Origin of the sequence: Streptomyces sp. SS1-1 (assembly GCF_008973465.1) — a bacterium.
GTDB lineage: Bacteria > Actinomycetota > Actinomycetes > Streptomycetales > Streptomycetaceae > Streptomyces.
The window spans coordinates 5,330,393-5,353,329 of sequence record NZ_WBXN01000004.1 but is presented as its reverse complement, the minus strand read 5'-3'; the positions used below and the strand labels follow the sequence as shown (position 1 = coordinate 5,353,329).

Genomic DNA, 22,937 nt, shown 5'->3' with positions numbered 1-22,937 from the left:
GGTCAGGCGACGGCGTCGTGCAGCCGGGCCGCCTGCTTGTCCTTGAGCGGGCCGATGACCGACAGCGAGGGCCGTACGCCCAGGATGTCGCGGGCGACCGCGCGCACGTCGTCGGGGGTCACGGACGCGATGTGGGACAGCATGTCGTCGACGGACATCTGCTCGCCCCAGCACAGCTCGCTCTTGCCGATACGGTTCATCAGCGCGCCGGTGTCCTCCAGGCCGAGGACCGTGGAGCCGCGGAGCTGGCCGATGGCGCGGTCGATCTCGTCGTCGGACAGGCCGTGCTCGGCGACCTGGTCGAGCTCGTCCCGGCAGATCTTCAGCACGTCGTGGACCTGCGAGGGACGGCAGCCGGCGTACACCCCGAACAGGCCGCAGTCGGCGAAGCCCGAGGTGTACGAGTACACGCTGTAGGCCAGGCCGCGCTTCTCGCGGACCTCCTGGAAGAGCCGGGAGGACATGCCGCCGCCGAGGGCCGTGTTGAGGACGCCGAGCGCCCAGCGGCGCTCGTCGGTGCGGGCCAGGCCGGGCATGCCGAGGACGACGTGCGCCTGTTCGGTCTTGCGGCCGATCAGGTCGACGCGGCCGGCGGCCCGGACGGTGCGCCGGCCGTCGCGCGGGGCGACGGGGACGGCCGCCGGGTCCTTGAAGGCGCCCGCCTTCTCGAAGGCGGCGCGGACCTGCCGGACGACCTTCTGGTGGTCGACGTTGCCCGCGGCGGCCACGACCAGGTGCGTCGGGTCGTAGTGCTTCTTGTAGAAGCGGCGGATGCGGTCGGCGGTGAGCGCGTTGACGGTGTCGACGGTGCCGAGGACGGGGCGGCCGAGGGGGTTGTCGCCGAACATGGTGTGCGCGAACAGGTCGTGCACGCAGTCGCCCGGGTCGTCCTCGGTCATGGCGATCTCCTCGAGGATCGCGCCGCGCTCGACGTCGACGTCCTCCTCGCGGATCAGCGAGCCGGTCAGCATGTCGCAGACGACGTCGATGGCGAGCGGCAGGTCGGTGTCGAGCACGCGCGCGTAGTAGCACGTGTACTCCTTCGCCGTGAAGGCGTTCATCTCGCCGCCCACCGCGTCGACCGCGGCGGAGATGTCCAGGGCGGACCTGCGGGCCGTGCCCTTGAACAGCAGGTGTTCCAGGTAGTGCGTGGCGCCGTTCAGCGCGGGCGTCTCGTCGCGGGAGCCGACGTGGGCCCAGATGCCGAAGGTCGCCGAGCGGACCGAGGGCAGGGTCTCGGTGACGATGCGCAGACCGCCGGGGAGGGTGGTCTTACGGACCGTGCCGATGCCGTCGCGGCCCTTGATCAGGGTTTGGGTACGGGCGACGGCCCGCGCCTCCGAGGAGGTGCGGGCCGTCGCCGTGGAGCTGATCGACGTCACTTGTCGGCGTCGTCCTTCTTGTCGGCGGAGTCCTCTTCGCCCTCGATCACGGGGATGAGGGAGAGCTTGCCGCGGGAGTCGATCTCGGCGATCTCGACCTGGACCTTCTGGCCCACGCCGACGACGTCCTCGACGTTCTCCACGCGCTTGCCGCCGGCGAGCTTGCGGATCTGCGAGATGTGCAGCAGACCGTCCTTACCGGGGAGCAGCGAGATGAACGCGCCGAAGGTCGTCGTCTTCACGACGGTGCCCAGGTAGCGCTCGCCGACCTCCGGCATGGTCGGGTTGGCGATGCCGTTGATCGTGGCGCGGGCGGCCTCGGCGGCCGGGCCGTCGGCGGCACCGATGTAGATGGTGCCGTCGTCCTCGATCGTGATCTCGGCGCCGGTGTCCTCCTGGATCTGGTTGATCATCTTGCCCTTGGGGCCGATGACCTCACCGATCTTGTCGACGGGGATCTTCACGGTGATGATCCGCGGCGCGTTCGGGGACATCTCGTCCGGCGTGTCGATCGCTTCCATCATCACGTCGAGGATGTGGAGGCGGGCGTCACGGGCCTGCTTGAGGGCGGCGGCCAGGACGGAGGCCGGGATGCCGTCCAGCTTGGTGTCGAGCTGGAGGGCGGTCACGAACTCCTTGGTGCCGGCGACCTTGAAGTCCATGTCGCCGAAGGCGTCCTCCGCACCGAGGATGTCGGTGAGGGTGACGTAGTGCGTCTCGCCCTCGATCTCCTGGGAGATCAGGCCCATGGCGATACCGGCGACGGGGGCCTTCAGCGGCACACCGGCGTTCAGCAGCGACATGGTGGAGGCGCAGACCGAGCCCATGGACGTCGAGCCGTTGGAGCTCAGCGCCTCGGAGACCTGGCGGATCGCGTAGGGGAACTCCTCGCGGGTCGGCAGGACCGGGACGAGGGCGCGCTCGGCGAGGGCGCCGTGGCCGATCTCGCGGCGCTTCGGGGAGCCGACGCGGCCGGTCTCGCCGGTGGAGTACGGCGGGAAGTTGTAGTTGTGCATGTAGCGCTTGCGGGTCACCGGGGAGAGCGTGTCCAGCTGCTGCTCCATGCGGAGCATGTTGAGGGTGGTGACGCCCAGGATCTGGGTCTCGCCACGCTCGAACACCGCGGAGCCGTGCACGCGCGGGATGGCCTCGACCTCGGCGGCGAGCGTACGGATGTCCGTGACGCCGCGGCCGTCGATGCGCTTCTTCTCCTTGATGACGCGCTCACGGACCAGGGTCTTGGTCAGCGAGCGGTACGCGGCGGAGATCTCCTTCTCGCGGCCCTCGAACTCCGGGAGGAGCTTCTCGGCGGCGAGCGCCTTGACGCGGTCCAGCTCGGCCTCGCGCTCCTGCTTGCCGGCGATGGTCAGCGCGGAGGCGAGCTCCGGCTTCACGGCGGCGGTGAGGGCCTCGAGGACGTCGTCCTGGTAGTCCAGGAAGATCGGGAACTCGGCGGTCGGCTTGGCGGCCTTCGCGGCGAGGTCGGCCTGGGCCTTGCACAGGACCTTGATGAAGGGCTTCGCGGCCTCGAGCCCGGCGGCGACGACCTCCTCGGTCGGCGCCTCGGCGCCGCCCTTGACGAGCTGGATGGTCTTCTCGGTGGCCTCGGCCTCGACCATCATGATCGCGACGTCGCCGTCCTCCAGGGTGCGGCCCGCGACGACCATGTCGAAGACGGCGTCCTCGAGCTCGGTGTGCGTGGGGAAGGCGACCCACTGGCCGTTGATCAGCGCGACGCGGACGCCGCCGATCGGGCCGGAGAAGGGCAGGCCGGCCAGCTGCGTCGACGCGGACGCGGCGTTGATCGCCACGACGTCGTACAGGTGGTCGGGGTTGAGCGCCATGATCGTGGCGACGACCTGGATCTCGTTGCGCAGGCCCTTCTTGAAGGAGGGGCGCAGCGGGCGGTCGATCAGGCGGCAGGTGAGGATGGCGTCCTCGGAGGGACGGCCCTCGCGGCGGAAGAAGCTGCCGGGGATCTTGCCGGCCGCGTACATCCGCTCCTCGACGTCCACCGTGAGGGGGAAGAAGTCGAGCTGGTCCTTGGGGTTCTTGGAGGCGGTGGTGGCCGACAGCACCATGGTGTCGTCGTCCAGGTACGCCACGGCGGAGCCGGCGGCCTGCTTGGCCAGGCGGCCCGTCTCGAAGCGGATGGTGCGGGTACCGAAGGAGCCGTTGTCGATGACGGCCTCGGCGTAGTGGGTCTCGTTCTCCACTAGCGTTTTCTCCGTTACTTGTCGTCTTTCGTCCGCCGGCTGCCCGTGTGGCAGGGGGACGGTGGCGGAGAAGCGCTCCGTGCGGTGCGGGCCGGTCTTCGATCGAAGCACCCGGGGATCGCTTCCCCCCGGGGGCCACTACCGAGGACCGGCGGCGGCTAGGCGCGCTTCTCCTCGTGCCGTGGACCACATCGTTCCGTGTTCCACGTCATGCGTTGTGCTACCACACTACAAAGCGTGAGTGACAGTCCGCATGTTTCCGCACGTGCGGGGGTTTTCCGCATGTACGGCAAAGGGAGCGGCCCCCGAGTCGTCGGGAACCGCTCCCCTCATGGCGTCTTACTTGGCGCCCGCCGCACCGCGGCGGATGCCGAGGCGGTCGACCAGCGTACGGAAGCGCTGGATGTCCTTCTTGGCCAGGTACTGCAGCAGGCGGCGACGCTGACCGACCAGGATCAGCAGACCACGGCGGGAGTGGTGGTCGTGCTTGTGGGTCTTGAGGTGCTCGGTCAGGTCGGAGATCCGACGGGAGAGCATGGCGACCTGGACCTCGGGGGAGCCGGTGTCGCCCTCCTTCTGGCCGAACTCGCTGATGATCTGCTTCTTCGTAGCGGCGTCGAGCGGCACGCGTACTCCTTGGGTGTCTTCTGTTGCCACCGAGTGCCCCTGGTCTGCATCTCAGGGGAGCTTCCGTGACTCGGGAGGCGGGGATCCGCTGGGCGCAGCCCCCAGGTGGACCGGGGGCGCGTACACAAACGGCCGTCACACAGCGTACCAGCCCCGAGGCACCCCTCCGGACGGGGCCCTCCCCCGACCGGACCGGGTCAGAATCCGCCGCGGACCTCGGCGTACACGTCGAGGACGGCCAGGCAGATCGGCACCAGGGAGAGCAGCACCAGGGAGTCGGCGAGGTCGAGCATGCGGCCCCAGAAGGGGGACAGGCCCTTCTGCGGGACGATCAGGGCGATCGCGATGAGCAGGAGGACGCCCGCGCCGACGGAGGCGCCGAGCCACAGGGTGCGTACGTCGACCGGTCCGGAGTTGCCCTGGAGCAGGTCCATGATGATGTCGGCCGGCGGCGATCTCACGCGGCTCGGCCTCGGTGAGCACCCCGCAGAACACGGCGAGCGTGCCGATCGCGGAGGCGAGGGCGGCGGCCACGAACGGGGCGTCGCCCTGCGGCAGCAGCATGATCAGGACGACGGAGACGAGCAGGACGGCGACACAGCCGACCAGGAACTGGATGCGTCCCGGCCCCTCCCCCGCGTCCTGCGGGATGGCGCCGGAGCCGGCGATCAGCGCGTGCGGCAGCGCCGAGATGCCGAGGGCGACGGCGGAGCCCCGGTCGTCGTAGACACGGGCGCGGACACCGGCGAGGGCGGTCAGGGCGATCGCGGTGACACCGGCGAGGATGCCCTGCAGTCCGTGCATGTCGTGCCGGACCGGGTCGGCGAACCAGAACACGAAACCGAGCATGACCAGCAGCAGGGACCCGGCGACGAGACCCGCGAGCCGCATCAGGTTGTCGTTCCAGCTGCGCAGGTCCTGCTTGACGGCGGCGGCGATGGCGTCCACCACGTCGTCGTGCACGGCCGGAGGCAGCGAGTCCGCGAAGGTGCGCAGCAGCAGCACCTCGCCGTCCCTGACCCGGTGCTCCAGCAACGAACGGCTGGCGTCGAGCACCTGACCCTCACGGGTGACGAGGTGGTAGCCCGAGGGGCTGGTGTCCGACTGGACCAGGCCCGAGAGCCTCACGATCTCGGGAAAGAGGTCCTGGATCGGCAGGTCCTCGGGCAGCGCGACGTCGACACGGCTGTCCGGTGCTGCGATGGTGATTCGGCAGAAACCTGTCGAAGTCCCCGTGCTCACCTGGTGTTCCCCCTGCTAGACAAGGCTTCTTCGCGTCGCTCGTACGACGCGGTTGGCCACCCTATCCGTTGTGGCACCCCCCTCAGGGGGCACCTCCCGCATTCCTCCCAGGACCTGCGCCGCATCTCCATCCTCCTGGCTCCCTGGGGCCCTGCCCGCATCAGTAGGATCGACGCCTACGCGAACGACGCCTACGCGAACAGAACGTCGCGGTACACGGGGGCGTCAATGCCAGGACGTATCAATCGCGAAGGATGAGTGCATCGGTGAGCGTCGTCATCATCAAGCGACCACCGCGGACAGTGCCCCCGGCCGTCCCGGACGGCGAGGTCAAACTCGAGACGCCGCCCGAGATTCCGCGCGAGGGCGACGAGAGCATGCTGATGAACCTGCTGCCCATGATGGGCATGCTGGGTTCGGTCGGCTTCTTCTTCATGCCCAACCTGCCCTCGTACATGAGGGTGGTCGGTGGTCTGATGCTGGCCTCGACGGTGGCCATGGCCATAGCCCAGTTCGCCAAGTCGCGGCAGGGCGGCGGCGCGGGCATGGCCCAGGACCGGCGTGACTACTTCCGCTATCTGGAGCAGGTCCGCAAGGACGTGCACAAGACCGCCGAACTCCAGCGGCAGAGCCAGCTGTTCCAGCATCCGGACCCGGAGCAGCTGTGGGCGGTGGCGGCCGACAGCAGGCGGCTGTGGGAACGGCGCCCGACCGACGGCGACTTCGCCTCCGTGCGCATCGGCCGCGGTGTCCAGCAGCTCAACACCCCGCTGGTGGCGCCCGAGACGGCGCCGAAGGAGGAGCTGGAGCCGCTGACGGCGGCCGCCATGAAGGCGTTCCTCGACGCCCACGGCAGCCTGTCCGACCTGCCCGTCGCGATCTCGCTGCGCGCCTTCTACCACGTGACGGTCTGCGGTGAGACCGAGACGGTCTACGGCAACGCGCGCGCGGCCCTCGCCCAGCTGGCGACGCTGCACTCCCCCGAGGACCTGATGATCGCCGTCGTGGCGCATCCGTCGTCGGCGGAGGAGTGGGACTGGATCAAGTGGCTGCCGCACAGCCAGCACCCGAAGTCCAAGGACGGCGCCGGCTCGGCGCGGCTCCTCTTCGACGACCTCGGTGAGCTGGAGGAGTCGCTGGCGGACCAGCTGGACGACCGGCCGCGCTGGAACCGCGAGGCCAACCCGGTCTACGACCAGCCGCACCTGGTCGTCGTCCTGGACGGTGGCACCGTGCCCCCGGACTCCGAACTGGCCAGCAGCGAGGGCCTGCAGGGCGTCACCTTCCTGGAGATCGCCCCCGGCGAGCTGGAGGAGGAGCTGCGGGCGGGCCTCACGGCGTATGTGAAGCCGCAGCGGATGCGGCTGTTCGTCGGCCACGAGTCGGCGTACACCGGCCGCCCCGACGTCCTCAACGTGGCGCAGGCCGAGTCCCTGGCCCGCCAGCTCGCCCCGTTCCGGGTGGGCTCGGCGGAGGAGGGCGAACCGCTGCTGTCCAACCTGGACTTCACCGACCTGATGGGCATCGGCGACGCCGGTACGGTCGACGTCTCCCGCACCTGGCGGCCGCGCACCCTGCACGAGCGGCTGCGTGTGCCGATCGGCGTCGGGGAGAGCGGCGAGCCGGTCATGCTCGACCTCAAGGAGGCCTCCCAGGAGGGCATGGGCCCGCACGGCCTGTGTGTCGGCGCGACGGGTTCCGGCAAGTCCGAGGTGCTGCGCACGCTGGTGCTGGGTCTCGCCGTCACGCACTCCTCGGAGACGCTGAACTTCATCCTCGCGGACTTCAAGGGTGGCGCGACCTTCGCCGGTATGGCGGACATGCCGCACACCGCGGCCGTCATCACCAACCTGGCCGACGACCTCACCCTGGTCGACCGCATGCGCGACTCGATCATGGGTGAGACGCAGCGCCGCCAGGAGCTGCTGCGCTCGGCGGGCAACTACGCCAACCTGCACGACTACGAGAAGGCGCGGGCGGCGGGCGCCGCGCTGGAGCCGATGGCCTCGCTGGTGATCGTGCTCGACGAGTTCTCCGAACTCCTCACCGCCAAGCCCGACTTCATCGACATGTTCATCCAGATCGGCCGTATCGGCCGGTCGCTGGGCATCCACCTGCTGCTGGCCTCGCAGCGTCTGGAGGAGGGCAAGCTCCGCGGTCTGGACACCTATCTGTCGTACCGGATCGGTCTGCGGACGTTCTCCGCCGCCGAGTCCCGTACGGCGATCGGTGTGCCGGACGCCTACCACCTGCCGTCGATCCCCGGCTCCGGCTATCTGCGCTACGACACCGACACGATGGTCCGCTTCAAGGCCGCGTACGTGTCCGGGCCGTACCACGGCGAGGGCCCGTCCCGGGTGAGCCGTTCGACGCAGCTGCGCCCCGCGCTGTTCACGGCCGAGCAGGTGGCGCTGCCCCCGCAGCCCGTCGTGGAGGAGCCGGAGCCCGAGAACCGCGTCGACGACGCCCTCGCCGACACCGTCCTCGACGTCCTCGTCAGCCGTATGGTCAACCAGGGTCCGCCCGCCCACCAGGTGTGGCTGCCCCCGCTGGAGGAGGCGCCGTCCCTGGAGCAGCTGCTCCCGCAGCTCGCCGTCACCCAGGACCGCGGTCTGACCGCGCCCGACTACACGGCCCTCGGCCGACTGAACGTGCCGGTCGGCCTCGTCGACAAGCCGTTCGAGCAGCGGCGTGACGTGCTGTACCGGGACTTCTCCGGCGGTGCCGGTCACGGTCTGTTCGTGGGTGGCCCGCAGTCCGGCAAGTCGACCCTGCTGCGCACCCTGATCTCGTCGTTCGCGCTCACCCACACGCCGTCCGAAGTGCAGTTCTACTGCCTGGACTTCGGCGGTGGCGGTCTGATCTCGATGGAGGAGCTGGCGCACGTCGGCGGTGTCGCCAACCGTCTGGACGCCGAGAAGGTGCGCCGCACGGTCAGCGAGGTCGAGGGCATCCTCAACGCCCGCGAGGAGTACTTCCGCGCCCACAACGTCGACTCGATCGCCACGTTCCGTCAGCGCCGAGCCTCGGGCCAGCTGCCCGACCAGCCCTGGGGCGACGTGTTCCTGGTCGTCGACGGCTGGGCCACCTTCAAGACGGACTACGAGCAGTTGGAGGCGTCCGTCACCGAGATCGCGACGCGCGGCCTCGGCTTCGGCGTGCACGTCATCCTCACCGCGAGCCGCTACACCGAGGTCCGGCCCGCGCTCAAGGACATGCTCCAGAACCGCATCGAGCTGCGGCTCGGCGATCCCACCGAGTCCGAGATCGACCGCAAGGTCGCGCAGAACGTCCCGGCGACCGTGCCGGGCCGCGGTCTGACCCAGGACAAGCTGCACTTCATGGCGGGCCTGCCGCGTGTCGACGGCTCCTCGGAGACGGAGGACCTGTCCGAGGCCACGTCCATCCTGATCCGCGGCATCAACGACAACTGGCAGGGCAGCCACGCCCCGGCGGTGCGCCTGCTGCCCACGATGATGCCGGCGGACCGGCTGCCCAAGGGCTTCGAGCACCCGGACCGCGGTGTCGCCATCGGCATCGACGAGTCGTCGCTGTCGCCGGTCTTCGTGGACTTCGAGACCGACCCGCTGTTCATCGTGTTCGGTGAGAGCGAGTCCGGTAAGTCCGCGATGCTGCGGCTGCTCATCAAGCAGATCACCGAGCGGTACACGCCGGACCAGGCGAAGATCGTCATGGGTGACTACCGGCGCGCCCATCTGGAGGGCGTGCCCGAGTCCCACCTGTCGCGCTACTGCGCGGCGGCGCCCGCCCTGACGGAGACGCTGGAGGGCCTGGCCGGTTCGATGCACCGCCGGATGCCCGGCCCGGACGTCACACCCGAGCAGTTGCGCAACCGCAGCTGGTACAGCAGCCCGGACGCGTTCGTCATCGTCGACGACTACGACCTGGTCGCGACCGGCGTGAACCCGCTGGCGCCCCTGCTGGAGTACCTGCCGTTCGCCCGTGACATCGGTCTGCGCGTGATCATCGCGCGCGCGTCGGGCGGCGCCAGCCGGTCGCTGTACGAGCCGGTGATGCAGCGGATGCGGGAGCTCGGCGCCCAGGGTGTCGTGCTCTCCGGCGACCGCTCCGAGGGCGCGCTCCTCGGCAACATCACGGCGACGCAGCTGCCGCCGGGGCGTGGGTACTTCCATACGCGTCGGCGGGGTGGGCAGTTGATCCAGACGGGGTGGCTGCCGAACCGGTTCTGAGGCCTGTTGGCCGGTTCGCGTGAGTGGGGCGGTACCCGAAGGGGTGCCGTCCCTCCGCCGTTCCGGGGCCGTCCGGGGGGCTGGGTCTGTGGCCGGGGCCCCGGTTATGGTGGCGGTGGGACAGAAATGCCGAGCCACGGGGGGCAGTTGTGTCATCGGACTACATGGACTCCGATCCCGCGGTCCTCAAGAGCGAGGGCTACACGATGTTCAGCGCCGGCGTGGACTTCGCCAAGGCGGTGAAGGCGCTCCAGACCGGGCTGACCGCGCTGGAGAAGGGCGACACCCCGCCCTGGGGCGACGACGACATCGGCGAGAAGTTCGGCGTCGTCTACGAGGGCCTGCGCGACGGCATGTACGAGTCGATGGGCAGCCTCGCGGAACGTATCGCCGGCATGGGCGTCGCATTCACCAAGATGGGCCTGGCCCACGAGAAGAACGAGGCCGAGCAGGACGCGATCTGGCGCGACACGATGGCCGACTACGACGGCCAGGTGAAGGTGCCGTCGGGGGTGGCGCAGGGGCAGCTGCACACGCGGCCGTCGAACTGATCGCGGTTCGGCGTCCTCACCCCGGACCACCCGCCCGGGCGACGAGTGCGCGACCGCCATGTGGGGGACCCCTGGCGTCAGTAGGGTGAGAGCCGTACGTCGTTCGCACGTCAGGAAGAGGCCCAGCGGCATGACCGAGGCACGCAACAACGAGGCCGGGACCGCGGCCGAGGACCCCAAGGCGCGCAAGGAGCGGGAGCGGGACGAGCTGTACGCCCTCGACATCTCCGGCGTCGAGTGGCACTGCGCGCCCGGCACCGAGCAGGACGAGGAGCGCGTGGAGATCGCCTACCTGCCGAACGGCGCGGTCGCCATGCGGTCCTCCCTGGACCCCGGCACGGTGCTGCGCTACACCGAGGCGGAGTGGGAGGCGTTCGTCCTGGGCGCACGGGACGGCGAGTTCGACCTGGAGCCGGCGCCGGGCGAGTAGGCGGGACGGGAGGACGACGGGGGCTCCTGCCCGTACGCCCCCGCCCTCGTGTCCGTTCCCTGTCCGGCGCCTAAGATCGGGGCCGTATCGATTGCGTCCGCGACGGCGGAGGACGGGGACCCATGACCGGCTCGACCGAGGACTACGCACCGCACCCCCACATAGGTGGCCGTACGGCGGCGTTGCGCGCGCTCGCCGCGTGGCGGGCCGCGGCGCCCGGCGCCCCGCGCGTGGTGGTGCTCACCGGCGACGCGGGCAGCGGGCGTTCGCGACTGCTCACCGGGTTCCTCATGCTGTGCGAGCCGGAGTACCGCAAGCGGCTCCCGCTGGACGCGATGGACCCGTCGACGGTGCCGCCGGAGCTGCCGCCGCCCGCGGTGCCGAGCGCCGAGGGGCTGACCGCGGCCCAGGTCCTGTGGCTGATCGCCGACCACTTCGGGCTGAGGGCCACCGGCGTCGAGGGCGTGTACGCCGAACTGGCCGCACTGGACGAGCCGGTGACCGTCGTCGTCCCGGACGTCGACCGAGCGGGCCCGGTGCGCGCCGCCGGCGAACCGGCCCGGCTCGTACGGGAGGTGCTGGCCCCGCTGGCCGCCACCGAGACGGTACGGCTGATGGCCGAGGTGCCGCGTCCGCTCGCGGCCGAGCTGGTGGCCGGGCTGCCGCAGGGCACCGCGCAGATCATCGACGTCGACGAGCCGGAGTGGGCCGACCCGGACGTGCTGGTGCGGTTCGCGCAGGCCGCGCTGAACCCGGAGTTCGGCGCGCCCGAGCTGCCGTTCACCGTGGATCCGGCCGTCCGGCTCGCGCTGGGCGCGGCGATCGGACGGCGGGCCGGTAGTCCGCTGGTCGTAGAACTCGCCGTCCACTGCGCCCTCATGGCCCCGGAGGGCTTCGACCCGGCCGACGAGCGGTTCCTGCCGACGTCGGTCGGGTCGGCCCTGGACCTGCACGCCCGGCGGCTCGGCACCGACTCGCAGACGCTGCGGCTCCTGTTGGCGCCGCTGGCGCTGGCCGAGGCGGACGGGATACCCGTCCAGCTCTGGCCGCGGCTGGCGAGCGCCGTCGCCGGGCACGACATGAGTCCGGCCATCGCGGGGGGCATGCTGCTGGCGGGGCCGTTCGTGCAGCCGGTGGAGGTGCCGGGGCCGGGGGCGGATGCGGACAGCGACGGTGCCGACGAGGGGCGCACGCTGTTGCGGCTGCTGCATCCGGCGCTCGCCGAGGAGATCCGCGCCGGGCTGCCGAACGTGGCGGCCGCCCAGACGCAGATCGCGATGGCCCTGCTGGAGGCCGTGCCGGACCAGGACTGGGGCAAGGCCGACCCGTACGTCCGCGACCACATCGCCGGTCACACGCTGGAGGCCGGTCTGCTGCCCCAACTCCTCACGGACCCGGGGCTGTTCGTGCACGCTGATCCGGTGCCGCTGCGGGCCGCCGTCGAGGCCGTACCGCTGCAGCAACTGGGCGCGCCGGCCCGGACGTATCTGCGGACGGCTCCCCTGCTGACCCGCACCCAGGCGCCCACCCTGCTGCGGGCGGCGCTCCTGGAGACCGCGTTCGTCGAGGACGGGCTGCCCGAGTACGCCGAGGCCATCCACGGACGGCTCGGCCTTGACCTGCCGTGGCAGACGCTGTGGAGCCTGCCGGTGGCGGGCGGCGTCAGTGCGGTGACGGTGGGCAGCCTGCCCGGCGCGGAGGGGGCGGCGGCCACACCGGTCGCCGTGCTGGTGGTGCCGCCGGGGACGCCGGGGGCACGGCCGGTCGGGGCCGGTACGGAGGGTGCGGTGAGTACGGCGGGTGCGGAGGGCGCGGTCAGTTCGGACGGCCCGGTGCGTTCGGAGACCGGGCCCGCGGCGCTGGTCCACGGCCTCGTACAGCCGGGTCTGCTGGACGACGCCGATCTCGACCGGATCGTCCGCCCGTCCGAGGAGGAGCGCGCCGCCGCGCCGCTCGGCCTGAGCCGTGGCGGGGACTATCTGCGGGTCTGGAACCGGGCGGACCAGGAGGTGGTGGCCGCGCTGATCTCGGACACGCCCTTCACGGCCGCCGACCTGTCCCCCGACGGCATCCTCCTCGTGGCCACCGAGCGAGGGGCGAAGGCCCTCCGGATCCGGGCGGCGGGCGCGGGGATAGCCTCGTAGGCAGAGGTTCGACCGCCCGTCGTCTCCTTTCTTTGCTCTCCTCTCCTTTCTCAGCACCGAACAGACCGATCGAAGGAGCCTCCCCGTGACCAGCCAGGAGCAGGCGCTCGCCGTCGCCGACCGTTGGCTCAACCCGGAAGGGTCGACGGAGCCGCGCCGCGAGGTCCGGATGCAGGAGTTCGACCTGGGCTGGGTCGTGTGGGCGGCCCCCGCGGCGCCCGAGCGTGACCCGGAGACCGGGGAGCGGCGGCCGCCCTCCGAGATCGGTGCCGCGTGCGGGGTCGTGGACCGCCGCACCGGCGAACTGACGGTCTGGCCGTCGGTGCCGGTCGACGAGGTCGTGCGGATGTACCGGGAGAAGCACGGGGGTGCCGCGGGCGCCTCCGGTGGCTCCGGTGGCTCCGGTGGCTCCGGTGGCTCCGGGGATGGCGGGCGTCCGGTGACCGGTCCCGGCAACACGGCCGTCTTCACGTTCGTCGACCCGGCGAACGGCGAGGAGACCACCCTCTTCCGCACCTCCGCCCCGGGGCAGCCCCCCGCCGAGTACCAGGCGTGGTCCGAGCTGCGGCGCATGCAGGTGCCCGTCGAGAACGTGGTCGCCGTCCACACGGACCTGCGCCCCAGCCTGCTGCCCGGCGGCTACACCGCCGAGCTCCTCAACACCTTCCGCAACGCCCAGCTGTCCTGCTCCCAGACGTACGGTGCCCGTGCCGAGACGCGGGCCGAGGGCATCGCGGCGCTGGTCGAGCAGGTCGAGACGACGCACCGGATCGCCGGCCAGCAGCCGCCGCCCCGCCCGCACCGGGTGCCGGTGCCGGCCCAGGTGGCGCCGGCCACGCCGATGTCCGACGAGGAGCTCGGGCGGTATCTGGTCGAGGTGTTCGGCGGGGAGGGCGTACGCCGCTACGCCGCCGAGGCCCTGGCGGGCAGCGCGCTGCCGGAGACCGCCGCGTCGACGCTGATCTCGGCGGGCCTGCCCGACGACCTCCCGCTCTTCTTCACGGCCGACCGGCCCGACGCACCCCCGGCCGGCGGCCTGTTCACGGACGTCTCGACCAACCTGCGCGAGCGGCGCAGCCCGGCCGGCGAGGAGAAGATCGCCGCCCTGTCGTACCTGGTCCGCATGGGCTTCGACGGCGTCGCGGTCATCGCGGTGCAGTGCCTGCCCGGCACGGGCCAGCCGGACGGCCTCGGCGCGCTCTGGGCGGTGGACCCGGTCACGGCGACGGCCCGCTACGTCAACGTCTCGACGGCCGCCTTCGCCCGCTCCCTCGCCCTGCTGACGACGGCACGGCAGCGCATGCGGGGCCTGGACCCGGTGGCGGCCGGCGCGGAAGTGGCCGCGCTGCAGGAGCAGTTGGTGGCGGTGGACGCGTCGGCGCTGACGGATCCGGACGCGTGGTGGTCGCTGGTGGTCGAGCAGATGTGGCACGGGTTGTTCTGACGGTTGACGGTTGACGGTTGACGTCTCGGAGGGGGGCGGCGGTCCAGTTCGTGGTGAGACGTGGTGAGTTCATGTCCGACTCGGCTCCGGCCACTGAGCGTGTCGCGCCGGACCAGGCGGTCGCGCGGGTGTGTGACTGGTGGGGTGAAGGTGCGCAGGCGAAGGGACATCTGACTGTCGTCGGCTTCGGTGGTGGGGGTGCGGCGGTTCTGGAGGAGGTGCGCCGGCAGATCCCCGCGAGCGTGGTGGTCGATGCCACGGGGGCTGACGCGGAGGGCGTGTTGCGGCGTGCTCTTTCGCTCCTCGGCGTTCCTGACGACGCGTTGCCCTACGCCTGGGCCAGGGCCGCGTCCGAACACGGCGCCGGCAAGCTGGTTCTGATCGCCCACACCGCGCGGGCGGGACTGACACGCAGATCTGCGCAGCCCCTCCTGGTCCTCGAGCATGTCGCGGGGACGCTCGCCGCCCGAGGGCTGAGCGTCGTGCTCGACACGCTTCCTTCGGTGATGGAGGGGTCGCCGTTCGACAGGCCCTGCGTCCGGCTGGACGGTGTCCCGTCGGACGTTGGCGCGGCTGCTTCGCAATCCCTGCCGATTCGTGCGCTGGCTCTGTCCGAGCCGAGGCGGGTGCCGTGGGAGGTGTGGGGCGAGCTGGTCCGGGCCGCCGGGTCGGTGGAAGCCGATGAGACGGCACTCCGCGCGTTGGCCGCGCGGTTCCCCGATGTCCTGGTGACGACCGACGACGACGTGGCGTTCATCGACGAGTCCGTGGCAGACGCGCTGCGCCGGGACACCTCGGCGGAGTTGAGCCGACGGGTGAACAGCCACATGGTCGCCTGGCTGCGCGGATCGGCACCACGACTGCGCCACCCGGACGGCTGGGCCGCCTCCGGCCCCCTGGGCCGCTACGCCGCGCACGGTCTGGCCATGCACGCCGTGCAGGCCGGAGAGTTCGACACACTCCTGCGGGACGGCGAGGTCCTGGCCAACCTTCCATCGTCCGCTTTCCTGGACGCGGCGCACTGCGCCCACGACGGCTCGGTCCCCGACACGAACGCCGCTGCGGATGCCGTCCATCTGCACATGTACGGGGTGAGCCCTGCCGAGCAGGGCGAGTGGGCGGCGTGGCTGCACCTGATGGCCACGGCCCGCCACGACACCGAGCTGTGCACGTCCATCGAGCGGGCGGGCGTGGAACTTCCCTGGAAGGTGCGCTGGACCCACTGGCGCCCACCAGGCGGATACGACCCGAGCTACCTCGAGCCCGGCCCCATCTCGTCACTGTTCGACGTGCGCTGGCACGGCCGTCCCGCGATCGTCTCCAGCACCTACCCCCATGGCATCCGTGTCTGGGACGCCGAAACCGGCGACCTGCTGGCCGGGCCCTGGTACGGCGACGACCTCCCCGCCGAAGCCACCGCCGCACTCACCTGGCCGACAGCACCGGGCCAGGCACCTCCCACCACCCCCAAGGAACTCCGGGCATTCGACGCCACCGAGGAAGGACCCGACTACGAGTTCCTCCCCGCGCTCCTGCGCAGCGGGTCTCTGACCGTACTCGCCGGACCGGACGGGCTCTTCGCCGTGGAAGGCACCAGCCCCTCACCTCTGCCGGGACCACCGATCCTGGGCACCAAGACCGCGGCCGGCCCCGCCCTCCTCACCGACGCCACGACCACCACGGCAGCCGCCCTACCGCAGCTCTTCTCCACCGCCCGTGTCCTGCGCACCCCGCCCGAGTCCCTGCCGCCGGGACTCACCGACGTGACCGCCCGCAGCGTCCTCACCGACATCGGGCTCCCGACCATGGAGGAGAAGGGCATCCGACTGGAACCCGACTACGACGAATTCCTTTGGGAACTGCCTTGGACCGAGGGCCTGCAACCGCCCGCGGAAAACGGCCCGTTCTTCCGGATCGGCCTCTGGTCGGGCGCCGAACTCGTCGTCGACGGCCCCACCGGCCACGTCCTGCGCATGCCTCGCAGCACCGACGAAAGCGGCCTCGACGGCTACCTCGTCGCCACCGACCTCGACCGCTTCCTCGCCATGGTCACCTGGTGGATCACCGGCCGCCGCATCCTCAACACCATCGAGAACCGCGACGAGGAACACCTCTTCCGACAGCACATCGAAGACGCCGTCTGGATCATCGACGACGCCGGCTCCCGCGCCAAGATCTGGATCTACGCTCTCTACAACGACTGAGCAGGAGGCGAACGCTGATGCGAGGAGCGGAGTGGAACTGACTCCCGAGCGAGCACTCGAACAGGCTCGGGCCTGGCTGGCAGAGCCTCATCGTCTGTACCGAACCCTCGCCGTCCGGGGTGTGCCGGGCTCCGGAAAGACCGCCTTTCTCGGCGAGCTCGCGTCTCGGATCCCTGACGCTGTCCATGTCGATTGCCGAGGCAGGAACGCGGACGACATCGCCCGTGACCTCCTGCGCGCCTGGGGCGTCACCGATGCTCCGGTCTCTCTCCTTTCCGGCGCCCAGCGCATGCGAAGCGGCGGCGTGGCCCTGCTGAGCGACGTGCAATGGGCCGGCGCATTCGTGACCTCGGCCGAGGCGGGCAGAATCTGCGGCCGCGTGATCAGCACCCTCAGTCAATTCTCGCGGGCTCAGGTGCAGTTCGTCGTAGAGCGTTCGTCAGACAGACCATGGGTGGCCGCACCCAAACGGAATGACATCGTCCTGACCTCGCCGGGCGACGAGGAGGAGCAGTCCCGGGAGATGCTGGACCTTCTCACCCGGCACCCCGCACTCCTCGGTCTGGCAGCGGCAGAACTCCGTACCGTCTCCCTTCCCGTCTGGAGGGAGCTCTGCAGGTGCCTGGGCATGCAGGTCTCCTCGGCCGAACTCACCGACCTGGCACGGTCCTTGACCGATCGCCTGGTCGTCACAGAAGCATCCGGTGGTCCGGACGACTCGTTCGGCTTTCGCTGCGAATCGGATCGCCATCTCATCAGGCGGCTACGGCCTGTGGACCATGGTCGTCTGATGTCCGCGCTCCTGAAACCATTGAGGTCGCGTGGCGCGACGGCCTGGACGGACCTCGGCCCCGTCGGCACGTATGCGGCGCGAGCAGTCCCCCTCCATGCCTCTCATGCCCGGCTCGTCGAGTCAATACTGGCTGACGGGCAGGTCCTCGCGAACCTGGACGCGACTGGGCTGTTGCAGGGCTTGGCCGCGACCTGGCCCCGGGGGATTCCGCAGGGCGGCCTCGCTCTCGACGCCCACTATCTCGAGCAACTGGGACTGGCTGCCGCACCGCACACCGAGTGGGTTTCCTGGCTGCATCATGCGGCGCTCAACCGAGGGAAGAAGTCCTTGGCGCGGTCGATGGCCACGGAGTCCGGGCTCGAGCTTCCCTGGCACACCGTCTGGACCAAGTGCCGTCCGTTCGGCGGCTTCGGACGGCTGGAAGAACTGGAAGAGCTGGAAGAGCTGGAAGAAGCAGAGGCCGCACGGGCGGGCCAAGCACCCACAGCTTTCGGTACGCGGCAATTCCCAGAACTCGTGGACAGCCATTCCTGGCGTCTCCGTGCCACCGGGCCGCCAGTGCGCCACATCTTCGACCGGCCCGGCGGCGCTTCCCGCCCCTTCAGGTCCCAAGCCCTGTCGGACCCACAGTGGCTCATCTCAGGCGCGACCGGCCCCTTCGTCGTGGACGTGAGGACCTGTCCTCGGGAACAACCGCACCTGGAAGCCCTATCGGAGCCGTTCGTCGGCCCGATCACGGAGGCGGCTCTCTGGCGCTGTCCTGCCCCGGCCTTCGCCGAGAACGCGCCTTCCCGGGCATGGCTGGAAAGCTCATTCGGGCCGGGTGCATGCCGGGTGCTCTCGGAGGTCGAACTGCCGCAAGGCCTCGTCGACCCGGGCAGTCGGCGATTTCTGACCGACGTCGGGTGGCCCCACTTGACCGGCCAACTGCCCTTCCTGCGCACGACGGATCTGGCAGAGACCGGTCTGGTGGAAGTCCCCTGGCCGGACGACGTGGGCCCGCCGGACAGTGCCGGCCCCTTCTACCTCTTGGGCGAATGGACAGGCGGCCAGGTGCTGCTCGACGGCGGTACCGGTGCGGTCGTCCACGACTACGCCACCGGATACGCCTCCTGGACCTTGGCCACGGGACTGCGCCAGTTCTGCATTCTCGTCCGTCTCTACCACGCACTCCTGACCGGTCCGTTCCTCACCCCCGCCGAACGCAAGGACGCCCTTCGCAGCTTGTGGCAGTGGGCGGCGGACATCGACCCGGCCACGGAGGACGCGGACCACTGGGAGCATGTCTTCGACGGAGATCTGGACTTCTGGGGCACCGAATAGGGTTACGTGGACGCCACCGGGCTCACCGCCGAGGAGGTCCTGGGGAAGATCCTCGACGCGTTCGGTGTGCCCGATCCATGGCCCGTGCGGGTGGATTGGCTGGGGCAGCGCGAGTGGGCGGGAGTGAACGGGATGCCACTCCTCGTCGCCAACTCACAGCGGGCTGGGCGTACGCGCGACCTCGTACTCGACGTGTTCGACCCGGAAAACGCCCCGTTGGTGACCGAGGACCAACTGCCCGCCGGTCTGACCCACGAGCCGACCCGCCGCTTCCTCACCAACACCGGCTTCCCCGCCGTCAACGACTTCCTCAGCCTCAACACCCACAACCTCGCCGGCACCGGCTTCACCGAACACACTTGGCAAGGCACCAAAGACTTCAAAACACCCGTCCAAGACGGCCCTTCTACGAACTCGGCACCTGGATCGGCGGCAGCCTCGACGGAGACGACCTCATCGAAGAACTCAAGGCCTGGATCGCAGGCATCGACCCCGCCGCAGCAGCCACCCGCAGCTGGGGACACGTCACAGAAACCGACGAGTTCTACTACCTGTGACCATCCAGGAAACTGAGCCGCTGGGTAGGCCGCCGTAAGGGACCTACGGGGGCGGACGTCAGTACAGCGAGAAACCACCGCTGTGCCGGCCGCCCCCCGGCTTCTGGCCACGCGGCTCCGAAGGCGCGCCCTGCGCGTCCTTCTGCCCGGCCTCAGCGTCACTCTGCAAGGGCTCGCCGTGCCTGAGGCGGTCGCGCTCCTCCTCGGACAAGGACTCCCACTGGCCGCGCAGGGACGCCAGTCCCCCGCTGCCGAACGCCCGGGCGAACGCCGGGTCGTCCAGGGCGTCGCGCAGGGCCAGCCGGCCGGACAGCATGCGCTTGGCGGACTCCTGGAGGTCCTTGCTCACGTTGTCGGTCTGCGACAGCTTGCGCAGCGCGGCGTTCAGGGACTTGATCTGCTCGGGCTCGAGGGCCTCGTCGAGCACGCCGCGCTCGGGCGACGCGCCCTGCGGGTTCGATGAGTTGTCGGGCTGCCGTGCCATGTCGCATCTCCTCGCTGTTCCGGTCCGCTCGTCGGCCCCCGCAGTATCTCGTGATCTCGTGCGGGATGTTCCGTGGGACCGCATGGCTGCTGCAGTGGCCACCCCCACCGTACGGGCACCGCCACAGGCAGCCGTACGGCCGTCCACAACAGCCTCACATCCGGACACAGCAGTCTCACGGGGGCAAGCGGCATGTACCCGTCCGAGCGACCCGGCGACCAGCCGCCCCCGGTGGTCAGGGCAGCGCGTTGCCCAGTGTCGCGCCGACCGCGCCGACGATGGTCGCCATGAGAGCCCAGCGGGTGCGTCCGCGCCGGGCCAGTTCGACGCCGGGGGTGGCGGACGCGAGGCCTATCGCGTAGGCCACTGTCCAGGCTCCGGCCTCCGTACCGCCGTTCAGCCGCCCGACGATCGCGAAAAGGCACGCCACCGCGACCAGCGCCCCTATGGCCATGAGGCCGCCACGAGCGCTCCGCGCCTGCTGCGAGCGCTCGCTCGGCGTGCTCGGTTCCGTGAGCCTCTGAGGACGCGCCCGCAGTTCCTGTACGTCGTCCCGGACCGGACTGTCCGCGCCGCGTTCCGCCAGCATTTGTTCCCCATCACGCGTCGTCATGTGCAGGCAGCGTAGCGCCCGCCGGGCCGTACGCGAACGGCGGGCGCACCCCGTGACTTGAGCACGCGGATCGCTCGTCGCGTGGGTTTCGCGGCAGGCGTCAGCCCCGTGCTTCTTGCGGAGCTCCGAGCGAGCCGTTCCGGCAACGGCCCGGTCCTGAAACGGACTTGTGACAGCACCACCCTGAGTCGGTTCGACGGTGATTCCGTAAACTTTGCGGACGGCTGTACTCCTGTGTGATTTCCCTGGACGGGTGAGGGAGTTGTACGGCCGTTCGGTCTGACGGGGGTGCTTTCTGCTGTGTCGATGATGCTGCCTGACGAGCTCGAGTGGGTGCTCGAGATGCTGGGCTACCGATGGCCGACAGCGGACGAGGACAAGCTCAGAGACTGTGCCGAGGTGTGGCGGCAGTTCGGCGAGAAGGTCACCGAGCTGCACGGCACGGCGAACGGCGCCGCCCGGCAGGTCACCGCGCACAACGCCGGTGAGTCGATCGACAAGTTCGTCAAGACGTACGAGAAGTTCGACGGCGGTGGCGGCGGAGACGGTTACCTCCGCAACGCCGCCGAGGCCGCGTTCCTCATCGCAAACGTGCTGGAGGCCTGCGCCTACCTCGTCGAGTTCGCCAAGTGGGCGGTCATCGCCCAGCTGATCGCCCTGGCGATCGAGATCGTCGCCGCGCATGCCGCAGCCCCGTTCACCTTCGGCCTGTCCGAGGTCGCCGGCCTCGGCGCCACCCAGGTCACCCGTCTCATCGTCCGCCGCCTCCTCGACGAGCTGAAGAAGGCCTTGATCGAGGCGATCGTGGAGACGATGAAGGAACCCGCCATCTCGGCGATCGAGGCCATCATCACCGACCTCGTCCGCCAGACGGTGAACGTCGGCTTCGGTGCTCAGGAGGGCTACGACGTCGGCGCCACCCTCAAGGCCGGTGGTACGGCAGGTCTGGACGCGCTCAAGCAGAGCCCGCAGACGTTTGCCGAGGGCGTCCGCGACAGCCTGGGCCAGAAGGCCGGCAGCCGGGCCCGCCACGCGATCGACAGCCGTATCGACGGCTACGACGGGGGGTCCGGACTGCCCGACGGTGACGTCGGCAGCGACTCCGGTTCGGACAGCGGCTCCAGGTCGTCCTCGTCCTCCGACTCCTCGTCCTCCTCGTCCTCGACTTCCTCCAACTCCTCGTCGTCGAACTCGGACTCCGGCTCCGGCTCCGGCTCCAACTCCAGGGGATCCGACTCGAGTTCGAACGGGTCGGATTCGTCGACGACCACGCGCTCGGGCAACGGCAACAACGTGCCCGGCACGAACATAGGCAACGGCATATCCGCCGACACCGGCGGCAACAACATCGGCGGACCCAACGTGGGGGCGGGTCCGGACTCCGGTTCCGGGCCGGGTTCGGACTCCAGCAGTCCGTCCTCCTCGGACACGCCGTACTCGCGGCCGACGCAGTCGCCGTCCGACTCGTCCCTGTCCGACTTCGACGATCCCTCGCCGGGTGGACGCTCGCCCGGCGGTTCCGACAGCCCCGCCGGCTCGTCCGGTTCGCCGAGCACGGCCGGCCCGTCGGGCCCATCGCACAGCGGCGGTTCCCCGGTGTCCGGGCTGTCCTCCCCGTCCCCGCAGTCGGCGCCCACGCACGCGACGTCCAGCACTCCGTCGTCCTCGCCTTCAGGCGGTTCAATCGGCACGCAGGTCGACAGCCTGGCGGCGACCGCGCCCACGCAGTCCAACGCGGCGCCGACACCGACGGCCGGCGACTCGTCCCCGACCGGTTCCGGAGGCCGTCCCGACGGCGGGTCGGGTGGCATGCCGACGTCGCCCACCGCGGCCTCCCCCGCCGGTACGGCCCCTGCCTCGGGCCACAGTTCGGGCGGCCCGTCGGGCGGCGGTACGTCCCCGACAAGCCCGGCCGCCAACTCGGGCCCGGCGAGGAATCCTTCCGCCAGCACGCCTGGCACGGCACCCGCAGCCGGTACGGGACCGGCCTCCACCCCGCGCCCCACCTCTCCTACGGTGCCTCGGAGCACGCCCACTCCCGACGGCCGCGTCCCCGGGGCCGGGGACAGCCGTACGCCGGGCACGCCCGACGGCCGAATACCGGCGCAGCGCCCCGGAGGCACCCCCACGGGAGACGCCGGCACCACGCCCCGGAACACCCCGGGCACACCTCCCGGCGACCGCACCGCACCGCGCGGCAACCCCACCACGGGCACGGACGGCAACACACCCCGTCCCCGCACGACGACCACGACGCCCACGACGCCCACCGACGGCACGGCGTCCCGCACCAACACGAGCTCGACGCCGCACGACACCTCGACGTCCCGGAACACCCCGGGCACGAGGCCGAGCGACGCCTCAACGCCCCGGAACGCCCCGAGTACGACACCGGGCGACAGCTCGACCTCCCGCAACAACCCCGGTACGACGCCGAGCGACACGTCAGCGCCCCGCAACAACCCGAGTACGACACCGAACGACCGCGGCGACCGCACGCCGCACCGCACCACCACCCCGAGCACACCTCCCCGGAGTGACAGCGCCCCGCCGCGCAACGCGCCGGACCAGCCCGGGAACAGCCGTACCCCCACCGCGGGCCAGAACCCCGCCCAGTCGACGCCTCCCAGGACGACACCGCCGTCGACGACGTCACCGTCCACGTCGGCACCGAGCGGCAGCACACCCCACTCCCCGTCGACGTCTCCGGGTCCCG

At 70.7% G+C, this 22,937-nt stretch carries 14 protein-coding genes and 1 pseudogene; 8 read left to right on the top strand and 7 right to left on the bottom strand.

The genetic code is table 11. The features are described 5' to 3' along the window. Positions 1-2: 2 nt before the first annotated feature. From F8R89_RS26010 to eccD, 4 genes and pseudogenes are all read right to left on the bottom strand, one after another. Positions 3-1,382, bottom strand: coding sequence for a M16 family metallopeptidase (locus tag F8R89_RS26010; RefSeq protein WP_151786206.1), 1,380 nt, complete (start codon positions 1,380-1,382; stop codon positions 3-5). Beyond that, positions 1,379-3,598 carry a polyribonucleotide nucleotidyltransferase gene (locus F8R89_RS26005; RefSeq protein ID WP_151786205.1) on the bottom strand — a complete coding sequence of 740 codons (2,220 nt, stop codon included), beginning with the start codon at positions 3,596-3,598 and terminating at the stop codon, positions 1,379-1,381. Before F8R89_RS26005 ends, F8R89_RS26010 begins: the two co-directional genes overlap by 4 nt. 339 nt (positions 3,599-3,937) lie before the next feature. After that, complete coding sequence (gene rpsO, locus F8R89_RS26000) at positions 3,938-4,225, bottom strand: 30S ribosomal protein S15 (protein WP_030046008.1); 288 nt, start codon at positions 4,223-4,225, stop codon at positions 3,938-3,940. A gap of 197 nt (positions 4,226-4,422) precedes the next feature. Next, positions 4,423-5,467 (bottom strand): annotated as a pseudogene (gene eccD / locus F8R89_RS25995) (type VII secretion integral membrane protein EccD). Positions 5,468-5,733: 266 nt separating this feature from the next. On the opposite strand from eccD, the gene eccCa reads away from it, so the two are divergent. The 8 genes from eccCa (at position 5,734) to F8R89_RS25955 (ending at position 19,140) form a co-directional block, all read left to right on the top strand. Continuing rightward, positions 5,734-9,678 (top strand): type VII secretion protein EccCa, encoded by a 3,945-nt coding sequence (eccCa, locus tag F8R89_RS25990; protein WP_151786204.1) that lies wholly within the window; start codon positions 5,734-5,736, stop codon positions 9,676-9,678. Positions 9,679-9,842: 164 nt separating this feature from the next. Beyond that, entirely contained in the window at positions 9,843-10,229 is a 387-nt protein-coding gene (locus tag F8R89_RS25985; protein WP_151786203.1) for a hypothetical protein, read from the top strand. 130 nt (positions 10,230-10,359) lie between these two features. Then, entirely contained in the window at positions 10,360-10,659 is a 300-nt protein-coding gene (locus F8R89_RS25980; protein WP_151786202.1) for a DUF397 domain-containing protein, read from the top strand. A gap of 122 nt (positions 10,660-10,781) precedes the next feature. Beyond that, complete coding sequence (locus F8R89_RS25975; protein ID WP_151786201.1) at positions 10,782-12,803, top strand: ATP-binding protein; 2,022 nt, start codon at positions 10,782-10,784, stop codon at positions 12,801-12,803. 85 nt (positions 12,804-12,888) lie between these two features. Then, entirely contained in the window at positions 12,889-14,247 is a 1,359-nt protein-coding gene (locus tag F8R89_RS25970; RefSeq protein ID WP_151786200.1) for an SUKH-4 family immunity protein, read from the top strand. 281 nt (positions 14,248-14,528) lie between these two features. Further along, positions 14,529-16,451: an SUKH-4 family immunity protein gene (locus F8R89_RS25965; protein ID WP_192806236.1), complete on the top strand. Its 1,923-nt coding sequence runs from the start codon at positions 14,529-14,531 to the stop codon at positions 16,449-16,451. A 31-nt stretch (positions 16,452-16,482) separates the two neighbouring features. Beyond that, a complete protein-coding gene (locus F8R89_RS25960; RefSeq protein WP_151786198.1) occupies positions 16,483-18,567 on the top strand; it encodes an SUKH-4 family immunity protein in 2,085 nt (694 codons plus the stop codon). Between the two features lie 6 nt (positions 18,568-18,573). Continuing rightward, positions 18,574-19,140, top strand: coding sequence for an SUKH-4 family immunity protein (locus F8R89_RS25955; RefSeq protein WP_151786197.1), 567 nt, complete (start codon positions 18,574-18,576; stop codon positions 19,138-19,140). Between the two features lie 42 nt (positions 19,141-19,182). On the opposite strand, the gene F8R89_RS25950 is transcribed toward F8R89_RS25955, so the two are convergent. The 3 genes from F8R89_RS25950 to F8R89_RS36295 form a co-directional block, all read right to left on the bottom strand. Next, positions 19,183-19,608 (bottom strand): hypothetical protein, encoded by a 426-nt coding sequence (locus F8R89_RS25950; RefSeq protein WP_151786196.1) that lies wholly within the window; start codon positions 19,606-19,608, stop codon positions 19,183-19,185. Positions 19,609-19,843: 235 nt separating this feature from the next. After that, entirely contained in the window at positions 19,844-21,253 is a 1,410-nt protein-coding gene (locus F8R89_RS36300) for a hypothetical protein (protein ID WP_192806235.1), read from the bottom strand. Between the two features lie 23 nt (positions 21,254-21,276). Beyond that, complete coding sequence (locus F8R89_RS36295; RefSeq protein WP_192806234.1) at positions 21,277-22,905, bottom strand: hypothetical protein; 1,629 nt, start codon at positions 22,903-22,905, stop codon at positions 21,277-21,279. Between the last annotated feature and the right edge of the window lie 32 nt (positions 22,906-22,937).

Coding starts and splice junctions, on each gene's coding strand:
- F8R89_RS25980 (WP_151786202.1), top strand. CDS start 10,360: ATGACCGAGGCACGCAACAACGAGGCCGGGACCGCGGCCGAGGACCCC.
- F8R89_RS25950 (WP_151786196.1), bottom strand. CDS start 19,608: ATGGCACGGCAGCCCGACAACTCATCGAACCCGCAGGGCGCGTCGCCC.
- F8R89_RS25985 (WP_151786203.1), top strand. CDS start 9,843: ATGGACTCCGATCCCGCGGTCCTCAAGAGCGAGGGCTACACGATGTTC.
- F8R89_RS25975 (WP_151786201.1), top strand. CDS start 10,782: ATGACCGGCTCGACCGAGGACTACGCACCGCACCCCCACATAGGTGGC.